Annotated in this window: 22 protein-coding genes and 1 riboswitch; of the genes, 7 read left to right on the top strand and 15 right to left on the bottom strand. The window is 65.5% G+C overall.

Translation table 11 applies throughout. The annotated features are described in order from the left end of the window. The 7 genes from KSS93_RS04535 to KSS93_RS04505 all read right to left on the bottom strand — a co-directional run bounded on the left by KSS93_RS04535 (nt 1) and on the right by KSS93_RS04505 (nt 6,209). The gene (locus KSS93_RS04535) at nt 1-519 is read right to left on the bottom strand and encodes a retropepsin-like aspartic protease family protein (RefSeq protein ID WP_217887330.1); all 519 of its coding nucleotides are present in this window, start codon (nt 517-519) and stop codon (nt 1-3) included. Further along, nucleotides 516-1,502 carry an esterase-like activity of phytase family protein gene (locus KSS93_RS04530; RefSeq protein WP_217887329.1) on the bottom strand — a complete coding sequence of 329 codons (987 nt, stop codon included), beginning with the start codon at nt 1,500-1,502 and terminating at the stop codon, nt 516-518. The genes KSS93_RS04535 and KSS93_RS04530 overlap by 4 nt, the downstream gene beginning before the upstream one ends. Then, nucleotides 1,499-3,403: a DNA topoisomerase IV subunit B gene (parE, locus tag KSS93_RS04525; protein ID WP_217887328.1), complete on the bottom strand. Its 1,905-nt coding sequence runs from the start codon at nt 3,401-3,403 to the stop codon at nt 1,499-1,501. The genes KSS93_RS04530 and parE overlap by 4 nt, the downstream gene beginning before the upstream one ends. A gap of 36 nt (nt 3,404-3,439) precedes the next feature. Further along, on the bottom strand, nt 3,440-4,048 hold the full coding sequence (locus KSS93_RS04520; protein WP_217887327.1) for a YqiA/YcfP family alpha/beta fold hydrolase: 609 nt from the start codon (nt 4,046-4,048) through the stop codon (nt 3,440-3,442). Nucleotides 4,049-4,259: 211 nt separating this feature from the next. Beyond that, nucleotides 4,260-5,063, bottom strand: coding sequence for a 3',5'-cyclic-AMP phosphodiesterase (gene cpdA, locus KSS93_RS04515; protein WP_217887326.1), 804 nt, complete (start codon nt 5,061-5,063; stop codon nt 4,260-4,262). Nucleotides 5,064-5,148: 85 nt separating this feature from the next. Further along, nucleotides 5,149-5,601: a DUF1249 domain-containing protein gene (locus KSS93_RS04510; RefSeq protein WP_217887325.1), complete on the bottom strand. Its 453-nt coding sequence runs from the start codon at nt 5,599-5,601 to the stop codon at nt 5,149-5,151. After that, the gene (locus KSS93_RS04505) at nt 5,592-6,209 is read right to left on the bottom strand and encodes an NUDIX domain-containing protein (protein WP_217887324.1); all 618 of its coding nucleotides are present in this window, start codon (nt 6,207-6,209) and stop codon (nt 5,592-5,594) included. The genes KSS93_RS04510 and KSS93_RS04505 overlap by 10 nt, the downstream gene beginning before the upstream one ends. Nucleotides 6,210-6,394: 185 nt before the next feature. On the opposite strand from KSS93_RS04505, the gene KSS93_RS04500 reads away from it, so the two are divergent. Next, on the top strand, nt 6,395-7,141 hold the full coding sequence (locus KSS93_RS04500) for an RsiV family protein (protein WP_217887323.1): 747 nt from the start codon (nt 6,395-6,397) through the stop codon (nt 7,139-7,141). Here the strand turns inward: KSS93_RS04500 and cytX are convergent. Further along, nucleotides 7,110-8,393 carry a putative hydroxymethylpyrimidine transporter CytX gene (cytX, locus tag KSS93_RS04495; protein WP_217887322.1) on the bottom strand — a complete coding sequence of 428 codons (1,284 nt, stop codon included), beginning with the start codon at nt 8,391-8,393 and terminating at the stop codon, nt 7,110-7,112. The two genes, KSS93_RS04500 and cytX, sit on opposite strands and share 32 nt — an antisense overlap. A 152-nt stretch (nt 8,394-8,545) precedes the next feature. Continuing rightward, nucleotides 8,546-10,426 (bottom strand): phosphomethylpyrimidine synthase ThiC, encoded by a 1,881-nt coding sequence (gene thiC, locus KSS93_RS04490; protein ID WP_217840590.1) that lies wholly within the window; start codon nt 10,424-10,426, stop codon nt 8,546-8,548. 153 nt (nt 10,427-10,579) lie between these two features. Next, nucleotides 10,580-10,686: riboswitch (TPP riboswitch) on the bottom strand. A 160-nt stretch (nt 10,687-10,846) separates the two neighbouring features. Here thiC and KSS93_RS04485 point away from each other — a divergent pair. Next, nucleotides 10,847-12,280, top strand: a complete 1,434-nt coding sequence (locus tag KSS93_RS04485; RefSeq protein ID WP_217887321.1) for a TolC family outer membrane protein — start codon at nt 10,847-10,849, stop codon at nt 12,278-12,280. Between the two features lie 96 nt (nt 12,281-12,376). On the opposite strand, the gene waaA is transcribed toward KSS93_RS04485, so the two are convergent. After that, the gene (waaA, locus tag KSS93_RS04480; protein WP_217887320.1) at nt 12,377-13,648 is read right to left on the bottom strand and encodes a lipid IV(A) 3-deoxy-D-manno-octulosonic acid transferase; all 1,272 of its coding nucleotides are present in this window, start codon (nt 13,646-13,648) and stop codon (nt 12,377-12,379) included. 11 nt (nt 13,649-13,659) lie between these two features. After that, a complete protein-coding gene (locus KSS93_RS04475) occupies nt 13,660-14,550 on the bottom strand; it encodes a LysR family transcriptional regulator (RefSeq protein ID WP_217840593.1) in 891 nt (296 codons plus the stop codon). Nucleotides 14,551-14,638: 88 nt separating this feature from the next. On the opposite strand from KSS93_RS04475, the gene KSS93_RS04470 reads away from it, so the two are divergent. The 4 genes from KSS93_RS04470 to KSS93_RS04455 all read left to right on the top strand — a co-directional run bounded on the left by KSS93_RS04470 (nt 14,639) and on the right by KSS93_RS04455 (nt 18,148). Further along, a complete protein-coding gene (locus KSS93_RS04470; RefSeq protein WP_217887319.1) occupies nt 14,639-14,971 on the top strand; it encodes a DMT family transporter in 333 nt (110 codons plus the stop codon). Nucleotides 14,972-15,166: 195 nt separating this feature from the next. After that, the gene (locus KSS93_RS04465; RefSeq protein WP_217887318.1) at nt 15,167-16,342 is read left to right on the top strand and encodes an NAD(P)/FAD-dependent oxidoreductase; all 1,176 of its coding nucleotides are present in this window, start codon (nt 15,167-15,169) and stop codon (nt 16,340-16,342) included. Continuing rightward, on the top strand, nt 16,339-17,151 hold the full coding sequence (locus KSS93_RS04460) for an aldo/keto reductase (RefSeq protein WP_217887317.1): 813 nt from the start codon (nt 16,339-16,341) through the stop codon (nt 17,149-17,151). The genes KSS93_RS04465 and KSS93_RS04460 overlap by 4 nt, the downstream gene beginning before the upstream one ends. A 37-nt stretch (nt 17,152-17,188) precedes the next feature. Continuing rightward, entirely contained in the window at nt 17,189-18,148 is a 960-nt protein-coding gene (locus KSS93_RS04455; protein WP_217887316.1) for a metal ABC transporter ATPase, read from the top strand. Nucleotides 18,149-18,539: 391 nt separating this feature from the next. Here KSS93_RS04455 and hldE read toward each other — a convergent pair whose 3' ends face one another. Together hldE and msbA are read right to left on the bottom strand one after the other, a co-directional pair. Then, entirely contained in the window at nt 18,540-19,961 is a 1,422-nt protein-coding gene (hldE, locus tag KSS93_RS04450; protein ID WP_217840598.1) for a bifunctional D-glycero-beta-D-manno-heptose-7-phosphate kinase/D-glycero-beta-D-manno-heptose 1-phosphate adenylyltransferase HldE, read from the bottom strand. A 130-nt stretch (nt 19,962-20,091) separates the two neighbouring features. Then, nucleotides 20,092-21,894, bottom strand: coding sequence for a lipid A export permease/ATP-binding protein MsbA (gene msbA / locus KSS93_RS04445; RefSeq protein WP_217887315.1), 1,803 nt, complete (start codon nt 21,892-21,894; stop codon nt 20,092-20,094). Nucleotides 21,895-22,003: 109 nt separating this feature from the next. Between msbA and KSS93_RS04440 the strand changes: the two genes are divergently transcribed. Then, nucleotides 22,004-22,636 (top strand): phosphotransferase, encoded by a 633-nt coding sequence (locus KSS93_RS04440; protein WP_217887314.1) that lies wholly within the window; start codon nt 22,004-22,006, stop codon nt 22,634-22,636. 110 nt (nt 22,637-22,746) lie between these two features. On the opposite strand, the gene KSS93_RS04435 is transcribed toward KSS93_RS04440, so the two are convergent. Next, the gene (locus tag KSS93_RS04435; RefSeq protein WP_217887313.1) at nt 22,747-23,910 is read right to left on the bottom strand and encodes an O-antigen ligase family protein; all 1,164 of its coding nucleotides are present in this window, start codon (nt 23,908-23,910) and stop codon (nt 22,747-22,749) included. Then, entirely contained in the window at nt 23,903-24,670 is a 768-nt protein-coding gene (locus KSS93_RS04430) for a glycosyltransferase family 2 protein (protein ID WP_217887312.1), read from the bottom strand. Before KSS93_RS04430 ends, KSS93_RS04435 begins: the two co-directional genes overlap by 8 nt. Between the last annotated feature and the right edge of the window lie 9 nt (nt 24,671-24,679).

The raw sequence follows: 24,679 nt of genomic DNA, 5'->3' as shown, positions 1-24,679 counted from the left end.
TCATTTCAGGTTCTGGCGCAGCAGCATGGTGCCGCCGCGCTGGGTGAATTCAAGTTGTTTCAGGGCGCTCATGCCCAGCAGCACCGCCTGGCCATCGAGGCCGGGGACTACAAGAGCACGCACGTCGCGCAGCTGGATATCGCCCAACTGGAGGGTGTCCAGCCGGGTGCGGTAGCCCTCGGTACGGCCGTTGGCGGTACTCAGCACCACCGGCGCACCGCGCGCCAGGTCAAGGTCGCGGGCCAGCGTCTCGGGGATGGCCACGTCAGTGGCACCGGTGTCGAGCATGAAATGCACCACCTGGCCGTTGATCGCGCCGTCGGCGACGAAGTGGCCCTGGCCGTTGCTCAGCAGGCGCACCTCGATGTAACCGTCGCCCTGCTGGCTCTGCACCACGCTGTTGGGGTTTTGCTGGCGGTCTTCCCACTGGCCGAAAAAGCGCGTGGCAAGGAACATCGCCGCCGCCCAGGCGACGACCATCAGTACCTTGCCCGCACGCTTGCCCGGTGGCTGGCTCAAGGGTTGGCGCTCCAACCGCCGGCAGGCGCTGCGAAGCGCCAGACGACCGGGCGGACCTCGCCATCGGCGCGCGGCTGGTCGTTGTTGTCCACCCCGACCCAGGCGCCGTCCTTGTCGATCACCAGCGCCTCGGCCAGGCCGTAGGGCTGGCTGTAACGCCGCGACTCCACCAGCGCATCGGCGGCGAACGACCAGCAGCGCTCCACCACGCCGCTGTCGGCGTCACGCCGGCAAATGCGATAGGCGTTGCGTTCAAGGGTGAACAGCTTGTGCTCGAACCACGCCAGGTCGGCGAAATCCCGCGACACCGGGCGGGCACCGGGGAATTGCGCCGGCTGCATTTCAAGGCCCGCCTCGCTGAGCAGCACGCAGCTGGCAGCGCAGGTCCATACCGACTGCTGGCGTTGCACCGCCAGCAGGCCGCGGCGTTCGCGCTCGGCAGCCAACCACAGGCGGTCACCCGCCGGGCTGATTGCCAGGCCTTCGAACAACGCGTTGAAGTTCAGCAGCATGCCGCTGGCTCGGGCCTGTCGCAGCATGGCCTGGTCGATCTTCAGCCAGTCAGGCTCGCCCTCGAGCGGCAATTGCAACACCGCCGTCTGCGCTTCGCTGACCACATAGAAGTTGCCGGCCTGGTCACACGCCAGGCCTTCGAAGTCCAGCGCCCCACCGCGCACGAACGAGGCCGCCCAGGTGCGGATTTTCACCCCCCAGGGCAGGCCGCTGTCGGGCGCTGGTGGTGCACTGAACACCAGCGGCTCGGCCTGCCAGGCGTTTGCAGCCTGGTCCAGGCGGTAGATGCGGTCGTCATCGCGGTCGGACACCGCCCACAGCGCGCCACGGCACTGCGCCAGCCCCGACAGGTTGCCGCCACGCATGCCGTCCACCACATGCTCGCTGGTGAGCTTGAGCTCCGGCCAGTCGCCGGCCAGCGCCGGCAAGGCGCACAGCGCCAGGCAGGCTGCCAGCAACGGACGCATCAAACCAGAACCTCGGCCAGGTTGCCCTTGGTCTCCAGCCAGTTCTTGCGGTCGCCCGCACGTTTTTTGGCCAGCAGCATATCCATGATCTCGGTGGTGCCTTGCAGGTCGTCCAGGGTGAGCTGGACCAACCGGCGGGTGTTCGGGTCCATGGTGGTTTCACGCAGCTGCGGCGGGTTCATCTCGCCCAGGCCCTTGAATCGGGTGACCTGCGGCTTGCCGCGTTTCTTCTCGGCCACCAGGCGGTCGAGAATGCCGTCACGCTCGGCTTCGTCCAGGGCGTAGTAGATTTCCTTGCCCAGGTCGATGCGGTACAGCGGCGGCATGGCCACGTACACGTGCCCGGCCTCCACCAGCGGGCGGAAGTGCTGGACGAACAACGCGCACAGCAAGGTGGCGATGTGCAGGCCGTCGGAGTCGGCGTCGGCGAGGATGCACACCTTGCCATAGCGCAGCTGCGACAGGTCGGTGGCGCCTGGGTCGACGCCAATGGCCACGGCGATGTTGTGCACTTCCTGGCTGGCCAGCACTTCGCCGCCGTCGACTTCCCAAGTGTTGAGGATTTTGCCGCGTAGCGGCAGGATCGCCTGGAATTCCTTGTCCCGGGCCTGCTTGGCCGAGCCACCGGCCGAGTCGCCCTCGACCAGGAACAGCTCGGCGCGCATCGGGTCCTGGCCTGCGCAGTCAGCCAGCTTGCCGGGTAGTGCCGGGCCCTGGGTAATGCGCTTGCGCTCGACCTTCTTGCTGGCCTTCAGGCGCCGGCCGGCGTTGCTGATGGCCAGTTCCGCCAGTTGCATGCCCACCTCGGGGTGGGCGTTGAGCCACAGGCTGAAGGCGTCCTTGACCACACCCGAGACGAACGCCGCCGCCTCGCGGGAGGACAGGCGCTCTTTGGTCTGGCCCGAGAACTGCGGCTCCTGCATCTTCATCGACAGCACGAAGCAGATGCGCTCCCACACATCCTCGGGGGCCAGCTTCACGCCGCGCGGCAGCAGGTTGCGGAACTCGCAGAACTCGCGCATGGCATCCAGCAGGCCCTGGCGCAGGCCGTTGACGTGGGTGCCGCCCTGGGCGGTAGGGATCAGGTTGACGTAGCTTTCCTGGATGCTGTCACCGCCTTCGGGCAGCCACAGCAGGGCCCAGTCGACCGCCTCTTTGTTGCCGGCAAGGCTGCCGCAGAAGGGCTCGTCGGGCAGGCGCTGGAACTCGCTGACCGAGTCGACCAGGTACGAACGCAGGCCGTCCTCGTAGTGCCACTCGATCTTCTCGCCGGTGCCTTTGTCTTCAAAGCTGATCGACAGCCCCGGGCACAGAACGGCCTTGGCCTTGAGCACATGCTTGAGGCGGCTGATGGAAAATTTCGGCGAATCGAAGTACTTGGGGTCGGGGCTGAAGTACACACTGGTACCGGTGTTGCGCTTGCCCACCGTGCCCACCACCTCCAACTCGCTGGCCTTGAAACCGTCGGCGAAGGTCATCTGGTACTCGTTGCCGTCACGCTTGACGCGCACGCGCACCTGGGTCGACAGGGCGTTGACCACCGAAATGCCCACGCCGTGCAGGCCGCCGGAGAACTGGTAGTTCTTGTTGGAGAACTTGCCGCCGGCGTGCAGCTTGGTGAGGATCAGCTCGACACCCGACACGCCCTCTTCAGGGTGGATGTCCACCGGCATGCCGCGACCGTCGTCGCACACTTCAAGCGAGTGGTCTGCGTGCAGGATCACCTGCACCGAGCGGGCGTGGCCGGCCAGGGCTTCGTCGACGCTGTTGTCGATGACTTCCTGGGCCAAGTGGTTGGGCCGGCTGGTGTCGGTGTACATGCCCGGCCGCTTGCGGACCGGGTCAAGGCCCGAGAGGACTTCGATGGCGTCTGCGTTATAGGCGCTAGCGCTGGGATTGGCCATGGGGTCTCGTCGTCAGTCTGGTGAATGCGAAAAAGCTCAAAATACAGAAAAATCCAGCGCCGCATACTGCCCGCGGGCAATACCGGCGAAGGCCAGCAGCGCTGCCAACTGCGCGGCAAAGCCCTGGTAGCTGTGGTCGCCACCGGCCTGAATACGCAGGGCGCAGGCCCGGTAGTAGTGCTGAGCCTGGCGATAGTCCAGTGTTTCATCGGCGGTCTGCAACCACACTTGATAGCGGGCGGCATCCACCGGCGGCGGCACCTCAAGCTCGGCCAGGGCATCCACATGGTCGTGGGTCAGCTCCCAGGCTTCGTCGGTGTAGAGGTTGCGCTGGGTGCCGAGGTAGCCGTCGAACAGCCGGTGCGGGGCGACTGCCGGGTTGACCAGCAGGGCCTTGAGCCCGTGGCGCTCGGCCAGGTGGGTGGCATAGTAGCCGCCCAGGGAGCTGCCGACCAGCAAGGGCGCGCCCAGCTCGGCGATAGCCGCTTCGAGCTGTTGCATGGCCTGACGCGGGTGGTGGTGCAGGGCCGGCACACGCAGCCGGTCAGCCAGGCCAAGCTGGCCCATCACCGCCTCGAGCTGGCGCGCCTTGGTCGACAGCGGCGAGCTGTTGAAACCATGGATATAAAGGATGGAACCCGACATGCTGCCCCCGCGCGCAAAGACGCGCAGTGTAGCCTGTTCGAGGGGCATTGGTTCAGCGGCGCGATTTTCGACACAAATTCTTCAAGAAGCACGCCTGATTGAACACGCCCCCCTGTAGGAGCGGCTTCAGCCGCGGACACCGGCCAAGCCGGTGCCATCCACCGCGGCGCCTGCTTCGCGGCTAAAGCCCCACAGGGGATTAGCGAGGCCCTCAATAACCCGGGCTGTCGAAGTCCAGCTTCACCACATAATCCAGCGCCCGCTCCACGCCGGTTTCCAACCGCCCGTCATCGTGCAGGCGCAACCAGCGGTAGCCCGGCTGCTCTTCGCTGACCTTGAAGTCCGCGCTGCCCGGGGCGAACTGGATGCAGGTGGACGGTGTGGCCAGGTAGCGCACACCATCGCGCAACTGGTCCCAGTGCTGGTGCACATGCCCCCAGAGCACCGCCTTGACCTGTGGATAACTTCTTACCCGCGCCAGCAGGGCGTCGGCATTGCGCAAGCCGATCGGCGCCATCCAGGCGCAACCGATATCCACCGGCTGGTGGTGGCAGCACAGCAGGCAGTGGCGCTCGCCTGCTGCACTCAAAGCCTCGTCCAGCACCGCCAACTGATCCTCGGCCAGCAGGCCAAAGGTCGAACCCAGCACCGCCGAGTCGAGCATGACGATGCGCCAGGCGCCGATATCAGTGACTGCCTGCACCAGCTCCGGCGCCACAGCAGCCATCACCTGCGCCTCGTCATGGTTGCCCGGCAGCCAGCGCGCGGGCGCGTCGAACACCGAGGTCAAATCGCGAAAGGCTTCATAGGAGGCCACGCTGGCATCCTGGGACAGGTCGCCAGTGCACAGCAGCAGGTCGATGCGCGGCTGCTCGCGGCGCACCTGGCCGATCACGTGGGCCAGGCTGTCGCGGGTTTTCAGGCCCAACAGGCTGCCTGCCGGGTCGGCGTACAGGTGAGCGTCGGTCAGTTGCACCACATGAACGGGTGACGGGAAGGAATGTTGTCGCGGCAACGGCCGTCTCCTCAGGCGGATTCAGCACGGATTATGGCGGCGGATCGTTCTGGAGCAAATACTCCAACCCAAACCGCGTCACATTTTAACGCACCGCTTCCAACTCGTGGCCGCAGGCCAGGCAGTGGCTCAGCCATTCACCGAGGAACAGGTTGAGCTGGGCCTTTTCGTCCGGCTGGTGCATGGCGGTATTGGGGTACGGGTAGATGCTGCGCAGCCGGCGGGTGTGCTCGGCACTGACCACCTCGGCCATGCGCGCGTCGTGGTACACCTGCACCTCCAGCTCCGGTACCGGCAGCCACGGCAGGCTGTGCTCCTGGCGCACTTTCAATGTAGTGGTGTACGGGCAGGCAAGCGCCACTTCCAGCACCAGCACGCCGAGCATCTGGTCGCCCTGGGTCATGCCGATGCGCCGTGAGCTTTGCGTGGTGCGCATGTCTGGCAGCAGGCGCATCAGCCGGGCGTAGTTGGCCTCGCAAGCCGTCTGCAGCCCGACCAGGTCGACCCGATAACGCTCGCGTAGCAGGTTCACTTCCACATACCTCGAACTTCATCACGGTTCAGCGCCAGCCACTGCAGGCCGATGATCGCCGCAGCGTTGCAGATGCGCCCGTCACGTACCGCCTGCAGGGCGTCTTCGAACGACCACACCCGCACGCGAATGTCTTCGCTCTCTTCTTCCAGGCCGTGCAGGCCGCCAGCACCCTCGCTGACGCAACGGCCCAGGAACAGGTGCACATACTCGTCGCTGCCGCCCGGTGACGGGAAATACTTGGTCATTGGCCACAGCGCGCTGAAGGTCAGGCCGGCTTCTTCCTCGGCTTCGCGGTGGGCGACCTCTTCGGGTTGCTCGTCCTTGTCGATCAGCCCGGCGACCATCTCGATCAACCAGGGGTTGGCCACCTTGCCCATGGCGCCGACGCGAAACTGCTCGATCAGCACCACCTCGTCGCGCTGCGGATCGTAGGGCAGCACGCACACCGCGTCGTGGCGCACGAACAGCTCGCGGGTAAACTCGCGGCTCATGCCACCGGCAAACAGCTCATGGCGCAGGTGCAGCTTGTCGAGCTTGTAAAAGCCCTTGAACAGCTGCTCGCGCTTGGCGATCTCGACCTGGGTCGGTGCCGAATTCAACGTGTCCGTCATGCAAACTCCTCATTACCTCGTTTACCGCATCGCGCAATCCTACTCTGCGTGCCGCCCGGTTTCACCCCCTTGTGCCGACCGTTCGCGCAGCCGGGACAGGCGCCGCGCTCTCTGATAGCTTAGTGGCGAACTGAAGGCCGCGCAGGCGGTCCAAGGCCGATCATCACCGCTTTCAAAGAGCCGACATGACCCTCGTCAAACTGACTTCCGTGGCCGTACTGGCGCTCGCCCTCGGCGCCTGCCAAAGCCTGTTCACCCCCAACTACCGGGCCCCGCTGGAGGTCAAGCGCGACGCCTGGGAGCACATCAAGCCCGGCTGCAGCGAAAGAGACTGCCCGCTGGTGAACATCGACACCGTGCACTTCCCGGCCCTGCCCAAGCTCGACGCCATTGTCGAAAAACGCCTGCTGCAACTGACCGAGGACAACCAGCGCGGTACCCCGCCGGCCTCGCTGAAAGCCTATGAACAGCAGTACCTGGCCAACGCCGACAAGCGCAACAGCAGCTACCTGCAAGCCAAGGTACGCGAGCAGCATGACGGCCTGGTGATCGTCGAATTGTCGAGCTACCTCGACACCGGCGGCGCCCACGGCATGCCCGGGCGCGGCTTCATCAACTATTCGCGCAAGCTGGACAAGGTACTGACTTTGGACGACATGCTGCTGCCCGGGCAGCAGGAGACCTTCTGGAAGACCGTCGAGGAGTCCCACCGCGCCTGGCAGATCAGCACCGGCGTGGACAAGGACCCCGAGTTCGTCAAGACCTGGCCATTCAAGCGCTCGCCCCACATCGCCCTGACCTACGGCGCGGTGGTGGTGAAGTACGAGGTGTACGCCATCGCGCCCTACTCCATGGGCCACGTCGAGCTGAAAATCCCCTACCCGCGCCTGAACGGGGTACTCAGGCCCGAGCTGTTTCCCGGCCGCGGCTAAGCGATAGCAGCCCGTGCAACACCCCTGCCAGCAGCAGTGCCGGCAGGGTCGCCCCAAGCTCCGGCGCCTCGGCCGCCAGCAGGTGATAAGTCGCCACCCCCACCGCCCAGGCCAGCAGCGCCTGCCAGTGCAGCCCGTCGACCCGTACCGGCAGGCGCCGGCGGCGGATCACGAAGTGGTCCATCAGCACCACGCCGAACAGCGGCGCGAACACCGAACCGATCAGCAACAGGAAGTTCTGGTACTGGGCCAGTGGCGCCAGCAGCGCGATCAGGGTGCACAGCACACCGATGGCCAGGGCCAGGTGCTCGACCTTGGCCTTGACCAGCAGCCCGCTGGACACCGCCGCCGAGTGAATGTCGGCAAAGGCGTTTTCCGATTCATCCAGCAGGATCAGCAGCAGCGGGATGCCCAGCCCGGCGCCGGCCAGGGCCAGCAGCAGCGCATTCACTTCGCCACTTGGGGCGAAGGCCAGGGTGTAGGCCACGCCCAGGCTCATCAGCCAGGCGTTGCCAATGAAGAAGCCCAGCGCCGTGCCGCCAAACACCCGGCTGGCGCGCTGGCCGAAACGCGAATAGTCGGCGATCAGCGGCAGCCACGACAGCGGCATGGCGATGACGATGTCAAACCCCAGCGCCAGCGACAGCGAGCCATCCCCGGGGCGGCGCCAGAGGTCGGCAAGGTCGGCCTTGGCGAACAGGTTCCAGGTCAGCCAGGCGCAGGCGCCCAGCAACAGCCATATGCCCCATTTGCGCAGCACCTTGCGCACGAACGCCAGCGGCCCGCTGACCGCCAGCAAAGTGGCCAGTGCGCCGAAGCACAGAGTCCACAACAGCGGGCTGCTCCAGCCGCTGCCCTCGCCGAAGGCCCGCGCACCCAACAGGCTTGCGGCATCGCGCATGACGATGATCTCGAACGAGCCCCAGCCCACCAGTTGCAGCAGGTTGAGCAAGGCCGGCAGGCGCGCGCCATGGCTGCCCAGGATCAGGCGCAGGGTGCCCATGGCCGAAAGCCCGGTGTCGCTGCCGATCACCCCGGCCGAGGCCAGCAGCAGCACGCCCACCGCCGTGCCCAGCACGATCGCCAGGATCGACCCGGCCAGGCCCAGCCCAGGCGCCAGCAGGCCGCCGACCTGCAGCACCATCAGGCCGATGCCCAGGGAGAACCATAGCGAGAACAGGTCACGGGCGCCGAACTGGCGGTGATGGATGGGGACCGGGTGGTCGGGGGAGAAGTGGCTGGGGGTGCTCATGATCGCGCTCGCCGAATCAATTATTGTGGGTGTCGTTGGCGAGGACTGCGTCCTCGTTTCGCGGCACAAGGCCGCTCCTACAAGAGACCGAGATCCCCTGTAGGAGCGGCCTTGTGCCGCGAAGGGGTCGCACAGCGGCCCCGCTTTTCTTGTTACACCTTCTGGTAAAGCTGGCTGCCTTCCTGGCGGAACCGCTCGGCCTGCTCGCGCATGCCCTGTTCGGCCGTCACATCGACGGTGTCGATCTTGGCGGCGTACTCGCGTACTTCCTGGGTGATCTTCATCGAGCAGAACTTCGGCCCGCACATCGAGCAGAAGTGCGCCACCTTGGCCGACTCCTTGGGCAGGGTCTCGTCGTGGAACGAGCGCGCGGTGTCCGGGTCCAGGCCAAGGTTGAACTGGTCTTCCCAGCGGAACTCGAAGCGCGCCTTGGACAGCGCGTTGTCACGGATCTGCGCGCCCGGGTGGCCCTTGGCAAGGTCGGCGGCATGGGCGGCGATCTTGTAGGTGATGATGCCGGTCTTCACGTCATCCTTGTTCGGCAGGCCCAGGTGCTCCTTGGGCGTGACGTAGCAAAGCATGGCGCAACCGAACCAGCCGATCATCGCCGCGCCAATGCCGGAGGTGATGTGGTCATAGCCCGGCGCAATGTCGGTGGTCAGCGGGCCGAGGGTGTAGAACGGCGCCTCGTCGCAGCACTCGAGCTGCTTGTCCATGTTCTCTTTGATCAGCTGCATCGGCACGTGGCCGGGGCCTTCGATCATGCACTGCACGTCGTGCTTCCAGGCGATCTTGGTCAGTTCGCCGAGGGTTTCCAGTTCACCGAACTGCGCGGCGTCGTTGGCGTCGGCGATCGAGCCCGGGCGCAGGCCGTCGCCCAGCGAGAAGCTGACGTCGTAGGCCTTCATGATTTCGCAGATCTCGTCGAAGTGCGTGTACAGGAAGTTCTCTTTATGGTGCGCCAGGCACCACTTGGCCATGATCGAGCCGCCGCGGCTGACGATGCCGGTCACCCGCTTGGCGGTCAGCGGCACGTAGCGCAGCAGCACGCCTGCGTGGATGGTGAAGTAGTCCACGCCCTGCTCGGCCTGTTCGATCAGGGTGTCGCGGAACAGCTCCCAGGTGAGGTCTTCGGCCACGCCGCCAACTTTCTCCAGCGCTTGGTAGATCGGCACGGTGCCGATCGGTACCGGCGAGTTGCGGATGATCCACTCGCGGGTTTCGTGGATGTGCTTGCCGGTGGACAGGTCCATGACCGTGTCAGAGCCCCAGCGGATACCCCAGGTCAGCTTGGCCACTTCTTCCTCGATCGAGGAGCCCAGTGCGCTGTTGCCGATGTTGCCGTTGATCTTCACCAGGAAGTTGCGGCCGATGATCATCGGCTCGAGTTCGGTGTGGTTGATGTTGGCAGGGATGATCGCGCGGCCGCGGGCAATTTCTTCGCGCACGAACTCCGGGGTGATCTCTTTCGGGATGCTGGCACCGAAGCTGTGGCCGGCGTGCTGCTGGTCGAGCAGGCCGGCGGCGCGGGCTTCCTGCAGCTTCATGTTCTCGCGGATGGCGACGTATTCCATCTCGGCGGTGATGATGCCCTGGCGGGCGTAGTGCATCTGCGAAACGTTGGCGCCAGCCTTGGCCCGGCGCGGGTTGCGCACGTGGGCAAAACGCAGCTTGGTCAGCTCGGCATCGCTCAGGCGCTGCTGGCCGAAGTTCGAGCTCAGGCCCGCGAGGCGCTCGGTGTCGCCACGGGCGTCGATCCACGCCGAACGCACATCGCCCAGGCCCTTGCGCACGTCGATGATGACGTTGGGGTCGGTGTAGGGGCCGGAGGTATCGTACACCAGCACCGGGGCGTTCTTTTCGCCGCCGAAGTCGGTGGGGGTGTCGTGCAGGCTGATTTCGCGCATGGGCACGCGAATGTCCGGGCGCGAACCCTGAACGTAAACCTTGCGGGAATTGGGCAGCGGTTGCACGGACTGCTGGTCGACTTGCGCCGACTCGCTGAGGTGGATCGTTTTTTCTTGTTTGGTCATCACAGGCTCTCCAGACGGCTTCCAGCGGGCGGAATGTCGGGGAAGAACCTGAAAAGCATGGACGCACCCCTTGACGGGTGCAGTGCCAAAGCCGTGGAGTGCCATCGAGCATGAGCTGCGACAATCCCGGACCTGGCACAAGAGGCTCCCGGGAATGAGAGCAATCTTGTTCCCTACGCAGGCGCTAACCTGATCAGGTTCAACGGGATCCGCACCTATGCGATCTCAGCCTTTGCTTCAAGGCACCCCGACAAGAACATGCGCAGTCTAGACTGGAGTGGTCGGCAAAGCCAAGCGGCTTGAACCAGGCATGACAAATGGCACAAGAGGCGGATTGTCCGCCGCCGCGCGCGGCACTACACTGGCGCATCGCTCGGTACTCGACAGTACAGTAAATAAAATCAGATCAAGGATTGCCCTATGCTGCGCAAACTCTCACTGGCGATTGCCGTGTCTTGTGCGTCCAACGCAGTAGCCTGGGCAGCGGATGCGCCCACCACGGTCCGCACCGACCTGGTCAGCGTCTACCAGGAAGCGGTCGACAACAACGCCGACCTGGCCGCCGCCCGCGCCGACTACGGCGCCCGCCGCGAAGTGGTGCCCCAGGCCCGCGCCGGGCTGTTGCCCAACCTTTCGGCCGGCGCCGACATGATGAACACCCGCACCAAGCTCGATGAGCCGTCGATCACCTCCAACCGCAGTGGCAACTCGTGGAGCGCCACACTGGCCCAGCCGATCTTCCGCGCCGACCGCTGGTTCCAGTTGCAGGCCGCCGAAGCCGTCAACGAGCAGGCAGCGCTGGAGCTGTCGGCTACCGAGCAGAACCTCATTCTGCAAACCGCCGAAAACTACTTCAGCGTGCTGCGCGCTCAGGACAACCTGGCCTCGACCAAGGCAGAAGAGGCCGCCTTCAAGCGCCAGCTGGACCAGTCCAACGAACGCTTCGATGTGGGCCTGTCGGACAAGACCGACGTGCTGCAATCCCAGGCCAGCTACGATACCGCCCGGGCCAACCGGATCATCGCCGAGCGCCAGGTGCAGGATGCGTTCGAAGCCTTGATCACCCTGACCAACCGCCAGTACAGCTCGATCCAGGGCGTGGTGCATACCCTGCCGGTGCAGGTGCCGACCCCCAACGATGCCAAGGCCTGGGTCGAGACCGCCGGGCGCCAAAACCTCAACCTGCTGGCCACCAACCACGCCGTCACCGCAGCAGAAGAAACCCTGCGCCAGCGCAAGGCCGGCCATGCGCCAACCCTGGATGCGGTGGCCAAGTATCAAAAGGGCGACAACGATAGCCTGGGCTTCACCAACCCTTCGCAAAACGGCGTGCGCTACGGCGGCGACGTGGAGCAGACCAGCGTCGGCCTGCAATTGAACATCCCGATCTACAGCGGCGGGCTGACCAGCTCGCAGGTGCGCGAGGCCTATGCACGGCTGAGCCAGAGCGAGCAGCAGCGCGAAAGCCTGCGCCGCCAGGTGGTGGAAAACACCCGCAACCTGCACCGCGCGGTGAACACCGACGTGGAGCAGGTGCAGGCGCGCAAGCAGTCGATCATCTCCAACCAGAGCGCGCTGGAGGCCACCGAGATCGGCTACCAGGTGGGCACCCGCAACATCGTCGACGTGCTGGATGCCCAGCGCCAGCTGTATACCTCGGTGCGCGACTACAACAACAGCCGCTACGACTACATCCTCGACAACCTGCGACTGAAGCAGGCCGCCGGCACCTTGAGCCCGCAGGACCTTCAGGACCTGGGGCGTTACCTGAAGGCCGACTACAACCCGGACAAGGACTTCCTGCCACCGGACCTGGCGGCGGCAGCGGCGAAGAATTTCGAACGTCGGCCGTGATATCGGCACAGACTTCTTCGCGGGTAAACCCGCTTCCACAGCGATAACGCCGAACCTGTGGGAGCGGGTTTACCCGCGAAGAGGCCGCAGAGCCTGTCAGCTGACGAGCCGCCCCAACCCATCCAGCAACCGCTGCAGCGCCCCCTGGTTGGCCTGCATCACCGCCCTGCCCGCCTCGCCCATGCGCCGGGCATCCTGGGGCAGCTCCACCAACCGGCGCACTTCCCCGGCCAGCCCCTCGGCATCATCGACATGGCGCAGCGCCCCGGCATCGCGCAACATCGCGCTGATTTCGAGGAAGTTGAACACCTGCGGCCCCATTATCACCGGCAATGCCAGCGCTGCCGGCTCCAGCGGGTTGTGCCCGCCGGTGGCCACCAGGCTGCCGCCGACGAAGGCGATGTCGGCCAAGGCATAGAGGAACAGCAGTTCACCCATGGTATCGCCCAACAGCACCTGGGTGTGCGCGGCAACGGCATCGCCGGCAGAGCGGCGCACCGTGGCGAACTGTTCGGTGCACAGGGCATGCACGGCGTTGAAACGCTCTGGGTGGCGCGGCACCAGAATCAGCAGCGCATCACTGTGCACCTCGAGCAAGCGACGATGGGCCTCGAGCACCTGCGCATCCTCGCCATCATGGGTGCTGGCGGCGATCCACACCGGGCGCTGGCTCGTCCTCCATTGCTCGCGCAGTTGGCGGGCACGGGGCAACAGCTCGTCGTCCACCTTAAGGTCGAACTTGATCGAACCGGTCACCTGCACGCATTCAGTCCGCGCGCCCAGGCTGCGGAAGCGCTCGGCTTCGGTTTCGGTCTGCACGGCGATCAGGCTCATCTCTTCAAGCATCGGCCGGGTCAGCCCGGCGAAACGCGCGTAGCCCCGGGCCGAACGCTCGGAAAGCCGCGCGTTGGCCAGCGCCACCGGAATACCCCGCTTGGCGCACTGGTGAATGTGGTTCGGCCAAAGCTCGGTTTCCATGATCACGCCAAGTTTCGGGCGCACATGGTCAAGAAAGCGCCCCGCCGCCCACGGCAGGTCGTAGGGCAGGTAGCAGTGCTGCACCCGCGGCTCGCCCTCGAACATGGCGCGGATACGCTCCGAGCCGGTCGGGGTCATGCAGGTCAGGGTGATCGGCAGGTCCGGGTACTGCTTGAGCAGCGCACGCACCATGGGGGCTGCGGCAATGCTTTCGCCCACCGACACGGCATGCACCCAGATACCGCCCTGGCGCATCGGCGCCAGCTTGCAGGCAAAGCGCTCGGCGATGCGCGCACGATAAGCCGGCGCCTTGCGCCCGCGCAGGTACAGGCGCAGCGCGACCAGCGGCAGGCCCAGGTGAAACAGCAGGGTATAGAGGGTTCTGTTCATGGCGGCGGAGTTTACCCGATCGCGCGCAGGTGCACCGCAAAGCGCTCGGCCAGCCATTGCGCGGCCGGGCCCAGCGGCTCGTCGCGGCGCCAGGCAAGCTCGGCCACCAGTGCCGGCGGGCGCCATTCGCTGTCCAGTTCGACCATCTGCGTCTGGTAGGTGGGGTACTGCACCACATGGCGTGGCAGCCAGGCCCAGCCCAGCCCGCGCATCAGCAATTCGGCCATGGCGTAGAAGCTGTCGGCGCGCCACACCTGCGGGCTGATCGCCTCACCGCCTGGGTAGCCGCTCTGTTGCGGGGTGATCAGCAGTTGCCGGTGGCGCGCCAGCTGTTGCCGGCTGACCTTGGCCAGGTGCGCCAGCGGGTGGTCGATGGCACACACCGTGACCATCTCGACGCTGCCCAGGGCACGGCGCTCAAGCGAGGCCGGGATGCTTTCGTGGTGGAAGAACAGGCCCAGGTCGGCGCGCCGCTCCACCAGCTTGCGCGCCACATCGCCTTGGGCGCCGCTGGCCAGCTGCACTTCCAGGTAAGGGTAGCGCTCGGCCAACTCGTCGAGGCTGTCGATCACCGGCTGGTAGGGCATGGCCTCGTCCTGGGCCACCCGCAACAGCGCCTCCTGGCCGCGCATCAGCGCCAGCGCCCGGCCATCCAGGCGCTCGCACTGGCGCAGCACTTCACGGGCGTCCTCCAGCAGGGCTGCGCCGCTTTCTGTCAGTTGCGGCTGACGGCCGCTGCTGCGCTCGAACAGGGTCACCCCAAGGTCCGCCTCCAGCAGCGCAATGGCGCTGCTCACCGCCGACTGCGCCTTGCGCTGCTCGCGGGCTACCGCAGAAAACGAGCGCAGTTCGGCAGTGCGCACGAACAGGCGCAGGTGTTCGAGGCTCCAGTGTTCGGTCATGGGCAACCTATCTCAAATTCAGATAGCTAATGACTTTACCGCATTTGTGCTTGCCCTAGAATGCCCGACCAGCAACGGAGGACCCGCCATGAACGCCTATACCTATCTCGCCATCGCCATCTGCGCCGAAGTCATCGCCACTGCCTCCATGAAGGCGGTCAAGGGCCTCAGCACGCCGTTGCCGCTGCTGTTGATGGTGTGCGGTTACGGGGTGGCGTTCTGGATGCTGACGCTTGTGGTGCGCAGCATCCCGGTGGGTATCGCCTATGCCATCTGGTCGGGGCTGGGCATCGTGCTGATCAGCGTGGCCGCGCTGGTGATCTACGGCCAGAAACTCGACCTGCCGGCCATGCTCGGCATGGCCATGATCGTCGGCGGCGTGGTGGTGATCCAGGTGTTTTCCAATACTGCCGGGCATTGATCGCCGCCCACTGCCACAACGCAAAACCCTGTAGCAGCCGACTTGCCGGCGATGGGGCCATGAGCCGCACCGCAAAGAACAGGCCCGCCCTCATCGCTGGCAAGCCAGCTCCTACAGGTAGCTGCACGCAGCCCCAATGACGTCCGCCCCCACCCCTGTATACTGCGCACCTGTCCCAGCTTTCGAGGTGCCCGCATGCCATCTGCCATTTCCACTGACGTGCTGATCGTCGGCGCCGGGGTCGCAGGCCTTTGGCTCAACGCCCGCCTGCGTCGCCTGGGCTACTCGACGGTGCTGGTGGAGCGCGCGACCCTCGGTGGCGAGCAGACCATCAAGTCCCAGGGCATCATCCACGGCGGCACCAAGTATGCCCTGCACGGCGCCCTGACCGGCGCCTCCGAGGCCATCGCCGACATGCCACGGCGCTGGCGCGAAGCGCTGGCCGGCAGCGGCGAGCTCGACCTCAGCGGCACCCGTCTGCTGTCCGACGCCCACTACCTGTGGAGCCCAGGCACCCTGGCCGGCAACCTCACCAGCTTCTTCGCCAGCAAGGCCGTGCGCGGCCGGGTCGATCAGGTCAAGGGCGAGCAACTGCCCCCAGCCCTGCAGGACCGCGCCTTCAAGGGCAAGGTGTACCGCCTGGCCGAACTGGTCATCGACGTGCCCAGCCTGCTGGCCAACCTGGCGCAACTGGCCGGTGACAGCCTGCTGGCCAGCGAGCACATCGAACCGTTGCGCGAGGGCGGCGAACTGCTTGGCCTGGTGGTGGACGGGCGCGAGATCCGCGCCCAGCGCGTGGTGCTCAGCGCCGGCGGCGGCACCGAAGGCCTGCTGCAGGCCCTGGGCCTGAGCCAGCCAGCCATGCAGCGCCGGCCGCTGCACATGGTCCTGGCCAAGGGCCCCAACCTGAAGCCGCTGTACGCCCACTGCCTGGGCGGCGGGCCCAAGCCGCGCATCACCGTGACCACCCATCCGGCCGCCGACGGCCAGTGGGTGTGGTACCTGGGCGGCGACCTGGCCGAAGCCGAGGGCGTAGCCCGTGACCCGGCAGCGCAAATCGCCGCCGCGCAAAAAGAAGTCGCCGGCCTGCTGCCCTGGGTCGATCAGAGCCTGGTGCGCTGGGCCACCCTGCGGGTTGACCGTGCCGAGCCCGCGCAATCGGGCCTGGTGCGCCCCGACAACGCCTTTTTGGCCGAACAACAGCGTCTGCTGGTGGGCTGGCCGACCAAGCTGGCCCTGGCCCCGGACTTTACCGACCGCGTGCTGGCCAGCTTCGAACGCGACGGCATCCGCCCCGCCGCCCACGCCGACCTCGCCGGCCTGCCCCGCCCGCCGCTGGGCGTGCCGGCCTGGGAGCAACTGCTGCCATGAGCCTGCCGACCTTGCACGACCATCACCGCGCCCTGGGCAGCACCGGCCTGCGCGTCTCCCCCCTGGGCTTGGGCACCGTCAAGCTGGGCCGCGACCAGGGCGTGAAATACCCCAACGGTTTCACCATCCCCGATGATGACGCCGCGCGCCTGCTGCTGGGCCAGGCGCGCGAACTTGGCATCAACCTGCTCGACACCGCGCCGGCCTACGGGCGCAGCGAAGAACGCCTGGGCCCGCTGCTGCGCGGCCAGCGTGATGAATGGGTGATCGTCAGCAAGGTGGGTGAAGAGTTCGACAACGGCCTGTCGCACTTCGACTTCAGCGCCGCCCACACCCGCCGCTCGGTGGAACGCAGCCTCAAGCGCCTGCAAACCGACCGCATCGAGCTGGTGCTGGTGCACTCCGACGGCAACGACCTGCACATCCTCGAGCAGGAAGGCGTGTACCAAACCCTCGCCGCCCTCAAGCAGGAAGGCAAGATCCTCGGCTATGGTTTCTCCGGCAAGACTGTCGCCGGCGGCCTGAAAGCCCTGGAGCAGGGCGACTGCGCCATGGTCACCTACAACCTCAACGAGCAGGCGGAGCGCCCGGTGCTGGACTACGCTGCCGAGCACGGCAAGGCCATCCTGGTGAAAAAGGCCCTGGCCAGCGGCCATGCCTGCCTGGCGCCAGGGGTTGACCCGGTGCAGGCCAGTTTCGAATTGCTGTTTGCCCACCCGGGCGTGAACAGTGCCATCGTCGGCACCATCAACCCGGTGCACCTGGCCCACAACGTGGCCACCGTCGCCCGCATCCTGGGCCGCCCCTGAGCCGCCCGTGCGGGGGCCCAACGCAAGGAGGAGCCTCGTGCCGCGTACGCTGATCCGCAAGAACCCGAGCAACTTCAAGACCCTGCCCCTGCACGTCGAGGCCAGCGCCGATGGCCTCACCTACCAGAGCATCGGCGTGCCGCAGAACTTCGCCCAGACCCTGCAACGGCGCAAGGCCATACAGCTGCCAGACACCCAACGCTTCGTGGTCGAGTTGGCCAACCTCGGGGTGTCGGTGCGCCTCACCCTCACCTGGCAGGGCCGCGACTACTGGGTACTGGTGCGCCAGCGCCGGCAGGACCGCGGCGATGTGGTGCTCAAGCTGATCTCCGGCTACGTGCCGGCCCACGAGCTGAACCTGCCGCTGCTCACCGCCATTCAGGAGGTGGCCGAGGAGTGCCTGCTGGAAACCCCCGAAGGCTGGCTGGGCGGGCGTTTCAACGACACCTGGCTGCCGACGCCCTATGCCGCTGCCCTGCACTACCGCGAAACCCCGCCCTTCGTGTTGACGCCGCAATCGGGCGCCGCGCGCCCGGTGCACTGCGCCAACCTGATGCTGATGGAGCGCCCGCGCGCCTATGTGCACCTGCCCACCGCCTCGCTGCAACTGATCTACGACCTGCGCCTGCAGGTGCCGCGGGAGGCCAAGCCACTGAGCCTGTTCCATGTCGATGAACGGCTTGAAAGCGGGCAACTGGTGGCCCGCCTGGACCGCAAGCGCCCCGACCTCTACCTGATGCCGTTGCAGGACGGCCAACCGCTGGCCGAGTTGTACACGTTGAAGAAGGACCAGTTGCTGCCGGCGAGCACCCGTGGGCTATGGCTGGCCGAAAGCTTCGCCCGCCAGGACGGCTGGGTGGTGCGTGAAGAGCGGGTACGCTGGAAGGACTGGCTGAAGCAACAGGGGCTGGTGCAGGAAAAGCGCAAGCCGGTGGGGCACTTGCAACGCTTCAGTGACAAGGCCAAGGCGTTGCTGGAGCGGGCCCTGCACAAATAGCGCCGCCATCAAAGGCATCGCCGGCAAGCCGGCTCTCATAGAAAAAACTACAAGCTATTGATTTAACACGGTTCCTGGGGGAAGCGGCCTTGCCGGGGCGCCGTCCGGTCGAGATGGGGCGCGAAGCGGCCCAAGATCTCGGCTTCATGCAAAATTGCCGGGGCTGCTCCGCAGCCCATCGCGACACAAGGCCGCTTCCCACAGGGCGCGTTGCATCTGCGAGACTAGTTCTCTGCGCGACCGCGCAGCCCCGAGGGCTGGGTGATCTCCTACAGGTACAGCGCACGCCGGATGCTAATGCGATTCATGTAGGAGCGGGCTTGCCGGAGTGCCGGACCACCGCGAACACCGGCGCAGCCGGTGCCAGGCACTTCCCCACGATGGACCGCACTCAGTGCTTGCGGATCTTCTCGACAATCGCCGTGGTCGAGCTGTTTTCCACCAACCCCAGCACCTTCACGGTACCGCCGTAAGCCTTGACGATATCGGCCCCGACCACCTGGTCGATGCCGTAGTCACCGCCCTTCACCAGTACATCCGGCTTGACCTGGCGCAGCAGGTTCTCGGGGGTGTCTTCAGGGAAGCTGATAACCCAGTCCACCGCCCCCAGGCCCGCCAGCACGGCCATGCGCCGGTCGACGCTGTTGATCGGCCTGCCTGGCCCTTTCAGGCGGCTGACCGAGGCGTCGTCGTTGATCGCGACGATCAGGCGGTCGCCTTGGGCGCGGGCCTGCTCCAGGTAAGTCACGTGGCCGGCATGCAGGATGTCGAAGCAGCCATTGGTGAAGACGATCTTCTCGTTGTGCGCGCGGGCATCGTCGATGGCCAGCAGCAGTTGCTCCAGGCCCAGTACACCGCGCTCGGAGCCCTCTTCGCGCTGGATGGCCCGGCGCAGTTCAGGGGCGCTGATGGCCGCGGTACCCAGCTTGCCGACCACGATGCCGGCGGCCAGGTTGGCCAGGGCTACAGCGTGGGGCAGGTCTTCACCGGCGGCGATGGCGGCGGCCAGGGTGGAAATGACCGTATCGCCGGCACCGGTGACATCGAACACTTCACGGGCCCGGGCCGGAAGGTGGAACGCCGGGTGGCCGCTGCGCAGCAAGGTCATGCCGTGCTCGCCGCGGGTCACCAGCAAGGCACCCAGGTCGAGCTCTTCGAGCAGCTTGAGGCCCTTGGCCACCAGCTCGGCCTCGTCCGCGCAGCGGCCGACGATGGTTTCGAACTCGCTGAGGTTCGGGGTGATCAGGCTGGCGCCACGGTAGATGGAGAAGTCCTTGCCCTTGGGGTCAGCCAGCACCGGAATGCCCTTGGCGCGGGCCGCTTCGATCAGCGACTGGTGGTTCTTCAACGCGCCCTTGCCGTAGTCGGACAGCACCAGCACCTTGACCCCTTCGAGCAGGCCGTCGACCTCCGCGCCCAGCGACAGCGGGTCGGTGGCGAAGGGTTCTTCGAAATCGATGCGCAGCAGTTGCTGGTGGCGGCTCATGACCCGCAGCTTGACGATGGTCGGCTGGTGGGCGATGCGCTGGAAGATCGAACGCACGCCAGCGGCTTGCAGGCTGTTGGCCAGGCTGTCGGCAGCCTCGTCCTGGCCGGTGACACCGACCAGCGCAGCTGGCGCGCCCAATGCAGCGATGTTGAGCGCGACGTTGGCTGCGCCACCTGGGCGGTCCTCGATCTGGTCGACCTTGACCACCGGCACCGGTGCTTCAGGCGAAATACGTGAAGTACCGCCATGCCAGTAGCGATCGAGCATGACATCGCCGACCACCAGTACCGGAGCTTGATCGAAACGCGGCATGGACAACTTCATGGGCAACCTGAATTGGAAAAGTGAACAGGGGCAGGATATTAGCACAGGGCCACGGAGGGCTTTAATGCCAACTGTGGCCAGACTTTATCGATTGAGCGGCGAGGCCGTCGAGGCCCCGCCGTGGCGGGGTTCAGGTGATATTGGCCTTGGCCGGCTCATCCAGGCCCATGGCATGCAGCCGGGCGTAGTGGCCGTTGGCGGCGAGCAGCTCGGCGTGGGTGCCGCGCTCCACCAGCCGGCCCTGGTCCATGACCAGGATCTGGTCGGCCTTCTCGATGGTCGACAGGCGGTGGGCGATCACCAGGGTGGTGCGGCCCTCCATCACGTGGTCGAGTGCCGCCTGGATATGCCGCTCGGACTCGGTGTCCAGCGCCGAGGTGGCCTCGTCGAGAATCAGCAGCGGTGCGTTCTTCAGCAGTGCCCGGGCAATTGCCAGGCGCTGGCGCTGGCCACCGGAAAGCAGCACGCCGTTTTCGCCCACCTCGGTATCGAAACCCTGCGGCAGCTGGTCGACGAACTCCTTGGCGTAAGCATCGGCGGCGGCGGCCTCGATGGCTTCGCGCGGTGCGCCGGCCAGGTCGCCATAGGCGATGTTGTTGGCCACGGTGTCGTTGAACAGGGTCACGTGCTGGGTCACCTGAGCCACGTGCTGGCGCAGGTTACGCAGGCGGTACTGCTCGATCTCCACGCCATCCAGCAAAATTTCGCCCTTGCTGTGGTGGTAGAAACGCGGAATCAGCCCGGCCAGGGTCGACTTGCCGCTGCCCGAACGGCCCACCAGGGCGATCATCTGCCCGGGCTCGGCGACGAAGCTGATGTCGCTGAGCACTTCACGCTCGGTGCCGGGGTAGGTGAAGCTGAGGTTGCGCACTTCCAGGCGTCCTTCCACCCGCGCCTTTTCCACCGTGCCGGTATCTTCCTCGTTTTTTTCGTCCAGTTGCTCGAAGATGCTCTCGGCGCCGGCCAGGCCCTTCTGGATGGTCGAACTGACTTCCGACAGCTGGCGGATCGGCTTGGGCAGCAGGCCGGCGGCGGTGATGTAGGCCACCAGGTCGCCCGCCGATGCCTCGCCACGCAGGAACAGCACCAGGAACATCAGCGCCGCCATGGCGCTGTAGATCACCAGCTGCAGCAGCGGGGTGTACAGCGCGCCAGTCTTGGTCATGCGCAGCTGCTTGTCAGTGTTGCTCTGGCTGGCAGCGTTGAAGCGGCGCTGCTCGTAGCTTTCGCCACCAAAGCTGCGCACCACGCGGTAGCCCTGGATGGTTTCGGAGGCCACGTGGGTAACATCACCCATGGCCACCTGGATCTTCTTGCTCTGCTTGCGGAATTTCTTGCTGGCAGTGCTCACCATCACCGCGATCAACGGCAGGATCGCCACCATCACCAGGGTGAGCTTCCAGTTCATCCACAGCAGGTAGGCGAACAGAAACACCACGGTCAGGCCTTCACGGATCACCACCTTGATGGCATCGGTGGCGGCGCCGGTGACCATGGTCACGTTGAAGGTGATGCGCGAGATCAGGTGCCCGGAGTTGTTGCTGTCGAAGTAGCGGTTGGGCAGGACCAGCAGCTTGTTGAACAGCTCCACCCGCAGGTCGTGCACCAGGCACAGCGAAACCTTGGACAGGTAGTAGTTACCCAGGAACGAACCCAGGCCCTGCCAGGCCGCGATCAGGATGATCAGCAGCGGCACCGCCTGCAGCAGTTGCAGGTCGCGCAGGTAGGGCACGTTGGGGAACAGCACTGCCTGCGGATTGCTCAGGCCATCGACGAAATACTTGAGGATCCCCGCCAGCATCGGCTGGGTGGAGGCGAAGATCACGAAGCCGACGATGCTCAGCAGGAAGATGCCGACATAGGGTTTGACGTAGCCCAGCAGGCGGAAATAGATCTTCAGGCTGGCAGGGGCGGACGATTCAGGGACAGTCATGACAATCCGTCGGGTCAAAAAGAGTCGGGATTATACCACACGCGGTGTTTCGCACCGCCCGCAGCAGGTAACATAGGCGGCTGTCCGCAACCCCTGCCCCGGAGGCTTGATGCAAGCTCTTGACCACGCCCGCTACCTCGCCCTGCGCGAGGGTGCCCACGTGCTGGAAGCCGACGGCACCGGCGACAAGGTACTGCGCCTGCGCGATGGCTCGATGCTCAAGCTGTTCCGCCGCAAGCGCCTGATCAGTTCGGCGGCCTGGTACCCCTATGCCCAGCGCTTTGCCGACAACTGCCAGGCCCTGGCCGAACGCGCCATCCCCTGCCCGCAGGTGCTGGCGGTGTACCGCATCGCCGAGATCGCCCGCGACGCGGTGCACTACGACCCGCTGCCCGGCGATACCCTGCGCCAGGTGCTGGAGCAGCCTGACCAACCCGCAGAGCTGCGCGCGCAACTGGGGCGTTTCATCGCCCGCCTGCACGATACCGGCGTGTACTTTCGCTCGGCGCACATGGGCAACGTGGTGCTGACCCCCGAGGGCGCGCTGGGCCTGATCGACGTCGCCGACATGCGTATTGGCCGCGCATCGCTGCGCAGGTCGCAACGCCAGCGCAACTTCCGCCACATGCTGCGCTACGCCCAAGACCGCCAGTGGTTGCTGGCCGACGGCAGCTTCGTCGAAGCCTACCTGGCCAGCCAGCAGGTCTGCGGCCCGCAAGATCTGGCCAGCGCCCTGGCCTGAAAGCAACGCAAAAGCGGGCTTGCCCCGCGATGGCGGCCGGCCCCGCAACACCATGGCCGGGCCGTGCACATCGCGGGGCAAGCCCGCTTCCAAGCTACGCTTTAACGCAATTACAAGCTGGAACGGCGCTTATGCTGCAAAGCGCGCCCCATCACCAGCGCAGCCGGCATCAGCACCAGCGGCCACAGCTCGTCCGGGTTGCCCACCAGCTTGCTGCCGTCGAAGTTGAGCATCACCAGCGCGCACGCCAGGAACATGCCCCAAGGGTCGCGCAAGCGCAAGGCCTGGACCAGGGTCATGACCACGATGATCAGGAACAGCACCAGCGATACACCGCCGGTGTAAAGGCCCAGGGCCACGAAGATGTTGTGCGGGTGCTGGATCGGCATGGTACCGGCCAGCAGCTTGTCGGTGTGGAACTCAACGCCGCAACCCAAGGCCCAGCCACAGTTCTGCCACTCACCGACCATGACCCGGAACAGCTCGCCACGGAATGAATCACCCCGCGCAAACAGCGAATGGAACCAGACCGCATCCTTGACCAGCCACAGGACCACAGCCCCCGCCACGGCACACACCAGCAAACCAGGGACAGCAACCCGAGGGAAACGCCACAGCCCCCAGCACGCCCAAACGGCAAAGAGAAATGCCGCGCCCACAAAGGCGGTCCGGGTCTGCATCACGAAACTGACCGCCACCAACGACAGCACAACGGCGGAAAAAGCCTCAAACCAGCACTTGCCACGCAGCCACAGCGGCATGGCCAATGCCAGGGCACAAAGCAGCCAGATGCTGGTGTAGATCACGTTTTCCAGACGCGCCGGCAGCAACGCCACACGCGAGCCGAAGCTGTAGATCCCGCTCAGGTAGGCATAAGCGGCAAAGCCGAAGACGTACAGGCACAACACCCAGAACTGCCCGCGGGCGAAAGCTTGTGAGCGGAAGAATTCGGGCTCGACCAGCGCCGCCAGAATGAACACGAACAACGCTACATAGAGGATGTGCTTGTAGAACTGGCCATCACCGGCCACGACCGCAGGTACCAGGAACCACAGCAGGAACACCAGCCAGGCCATAGCGAGCTTGTCACCCAGCAGGCCCGCACCACGCTCCTTGATCAACCACACCAGCCCCGGCAGGGCGATGAACGCATAAAAGATATTGTTGGTCCATTTCGCCGAGGCCATCAGCACGTAGCTCAGCAGAAAAACCACTAGCGCCGCACTGAAGTACACCCGGCTTCTGCTGTTGTCGTTACCAATCCTTTCAAACATCCTTCAATACCCATCCAAGCAAAAGTCCAATGACCAGCACACCCAGCAAGCGGATGCGATCCATGCGTTTACGTCGTGCCTTCTTGATTTTCTCTTCCGGCATTTCCACGTGCTCGCCAAAACCTGTGTGCAGCACTGCGTCGCTTTCCAGAATCAGCGCATAACGATTGTTTTCGGCGTACAGCCGCGACAGGCTCTTTTCACCGGAGTGCGAGGCGTAGGGTGCGTGCGCCTGGTAGTCGGCCAGCCGGCGCAGGCCCGGGTTGAACGAGAACCCCTGCCACTCGGCCTTGTGCGAGCCCAGCTTGTAAAAGGCGATACCCTCGTGCACCTGGCGCTCCTCCAGGAACACATAGGGGCTGTGCACCTGCAGGTCGTGGTTGAAGCTGCGCAGCCATACCTGCAGGGCCTGGGGGTCGGCCTCCAGCAGGGCCTGGGATTGCTCGATGAAGCCCGGGCGGTAAAAGGCCCAGTCGTCTTCGCAGTGGAACACCCAGAACGTCTTGATTTGCGCGTAGGCGGCGTCCACCGAGCGCAACTGCCCAAGCTTGGGATTGTTGACGATGAAGGTGGTGTGCTCGCGCCAGTGCGCAGGGATGCACTCGCGCACCGCCTCGTCACCGGAGTCTTCGGTGATGAACACCTCACGGATCGGTGCGGTGTTGTAACGATCAAAGCTCTCGAGCGTGCGCTTGAGCAGCTCGAATCGACCACAGCTGGTCACTACCAGTGTGATCTCGCTGTTTTCACTGAAGACCATAGCTTCCTC

Source organism: Pseudomonas xanthosomatis (assembly GCF_019139835.1).
Taxonomy (GTDB): domain Bacteria; phylum Pseudomonadota; class Gammaproteobacteria; order Pseudomonadales; family Pseudomonadaceae; genus Aquipseudomonas; species Aquipseudomonas fakonensis.
Note: the sequence above shows the minus strand (reverse complement) of the source record. Positions and strands in the feature narration are given on the sequence as shown.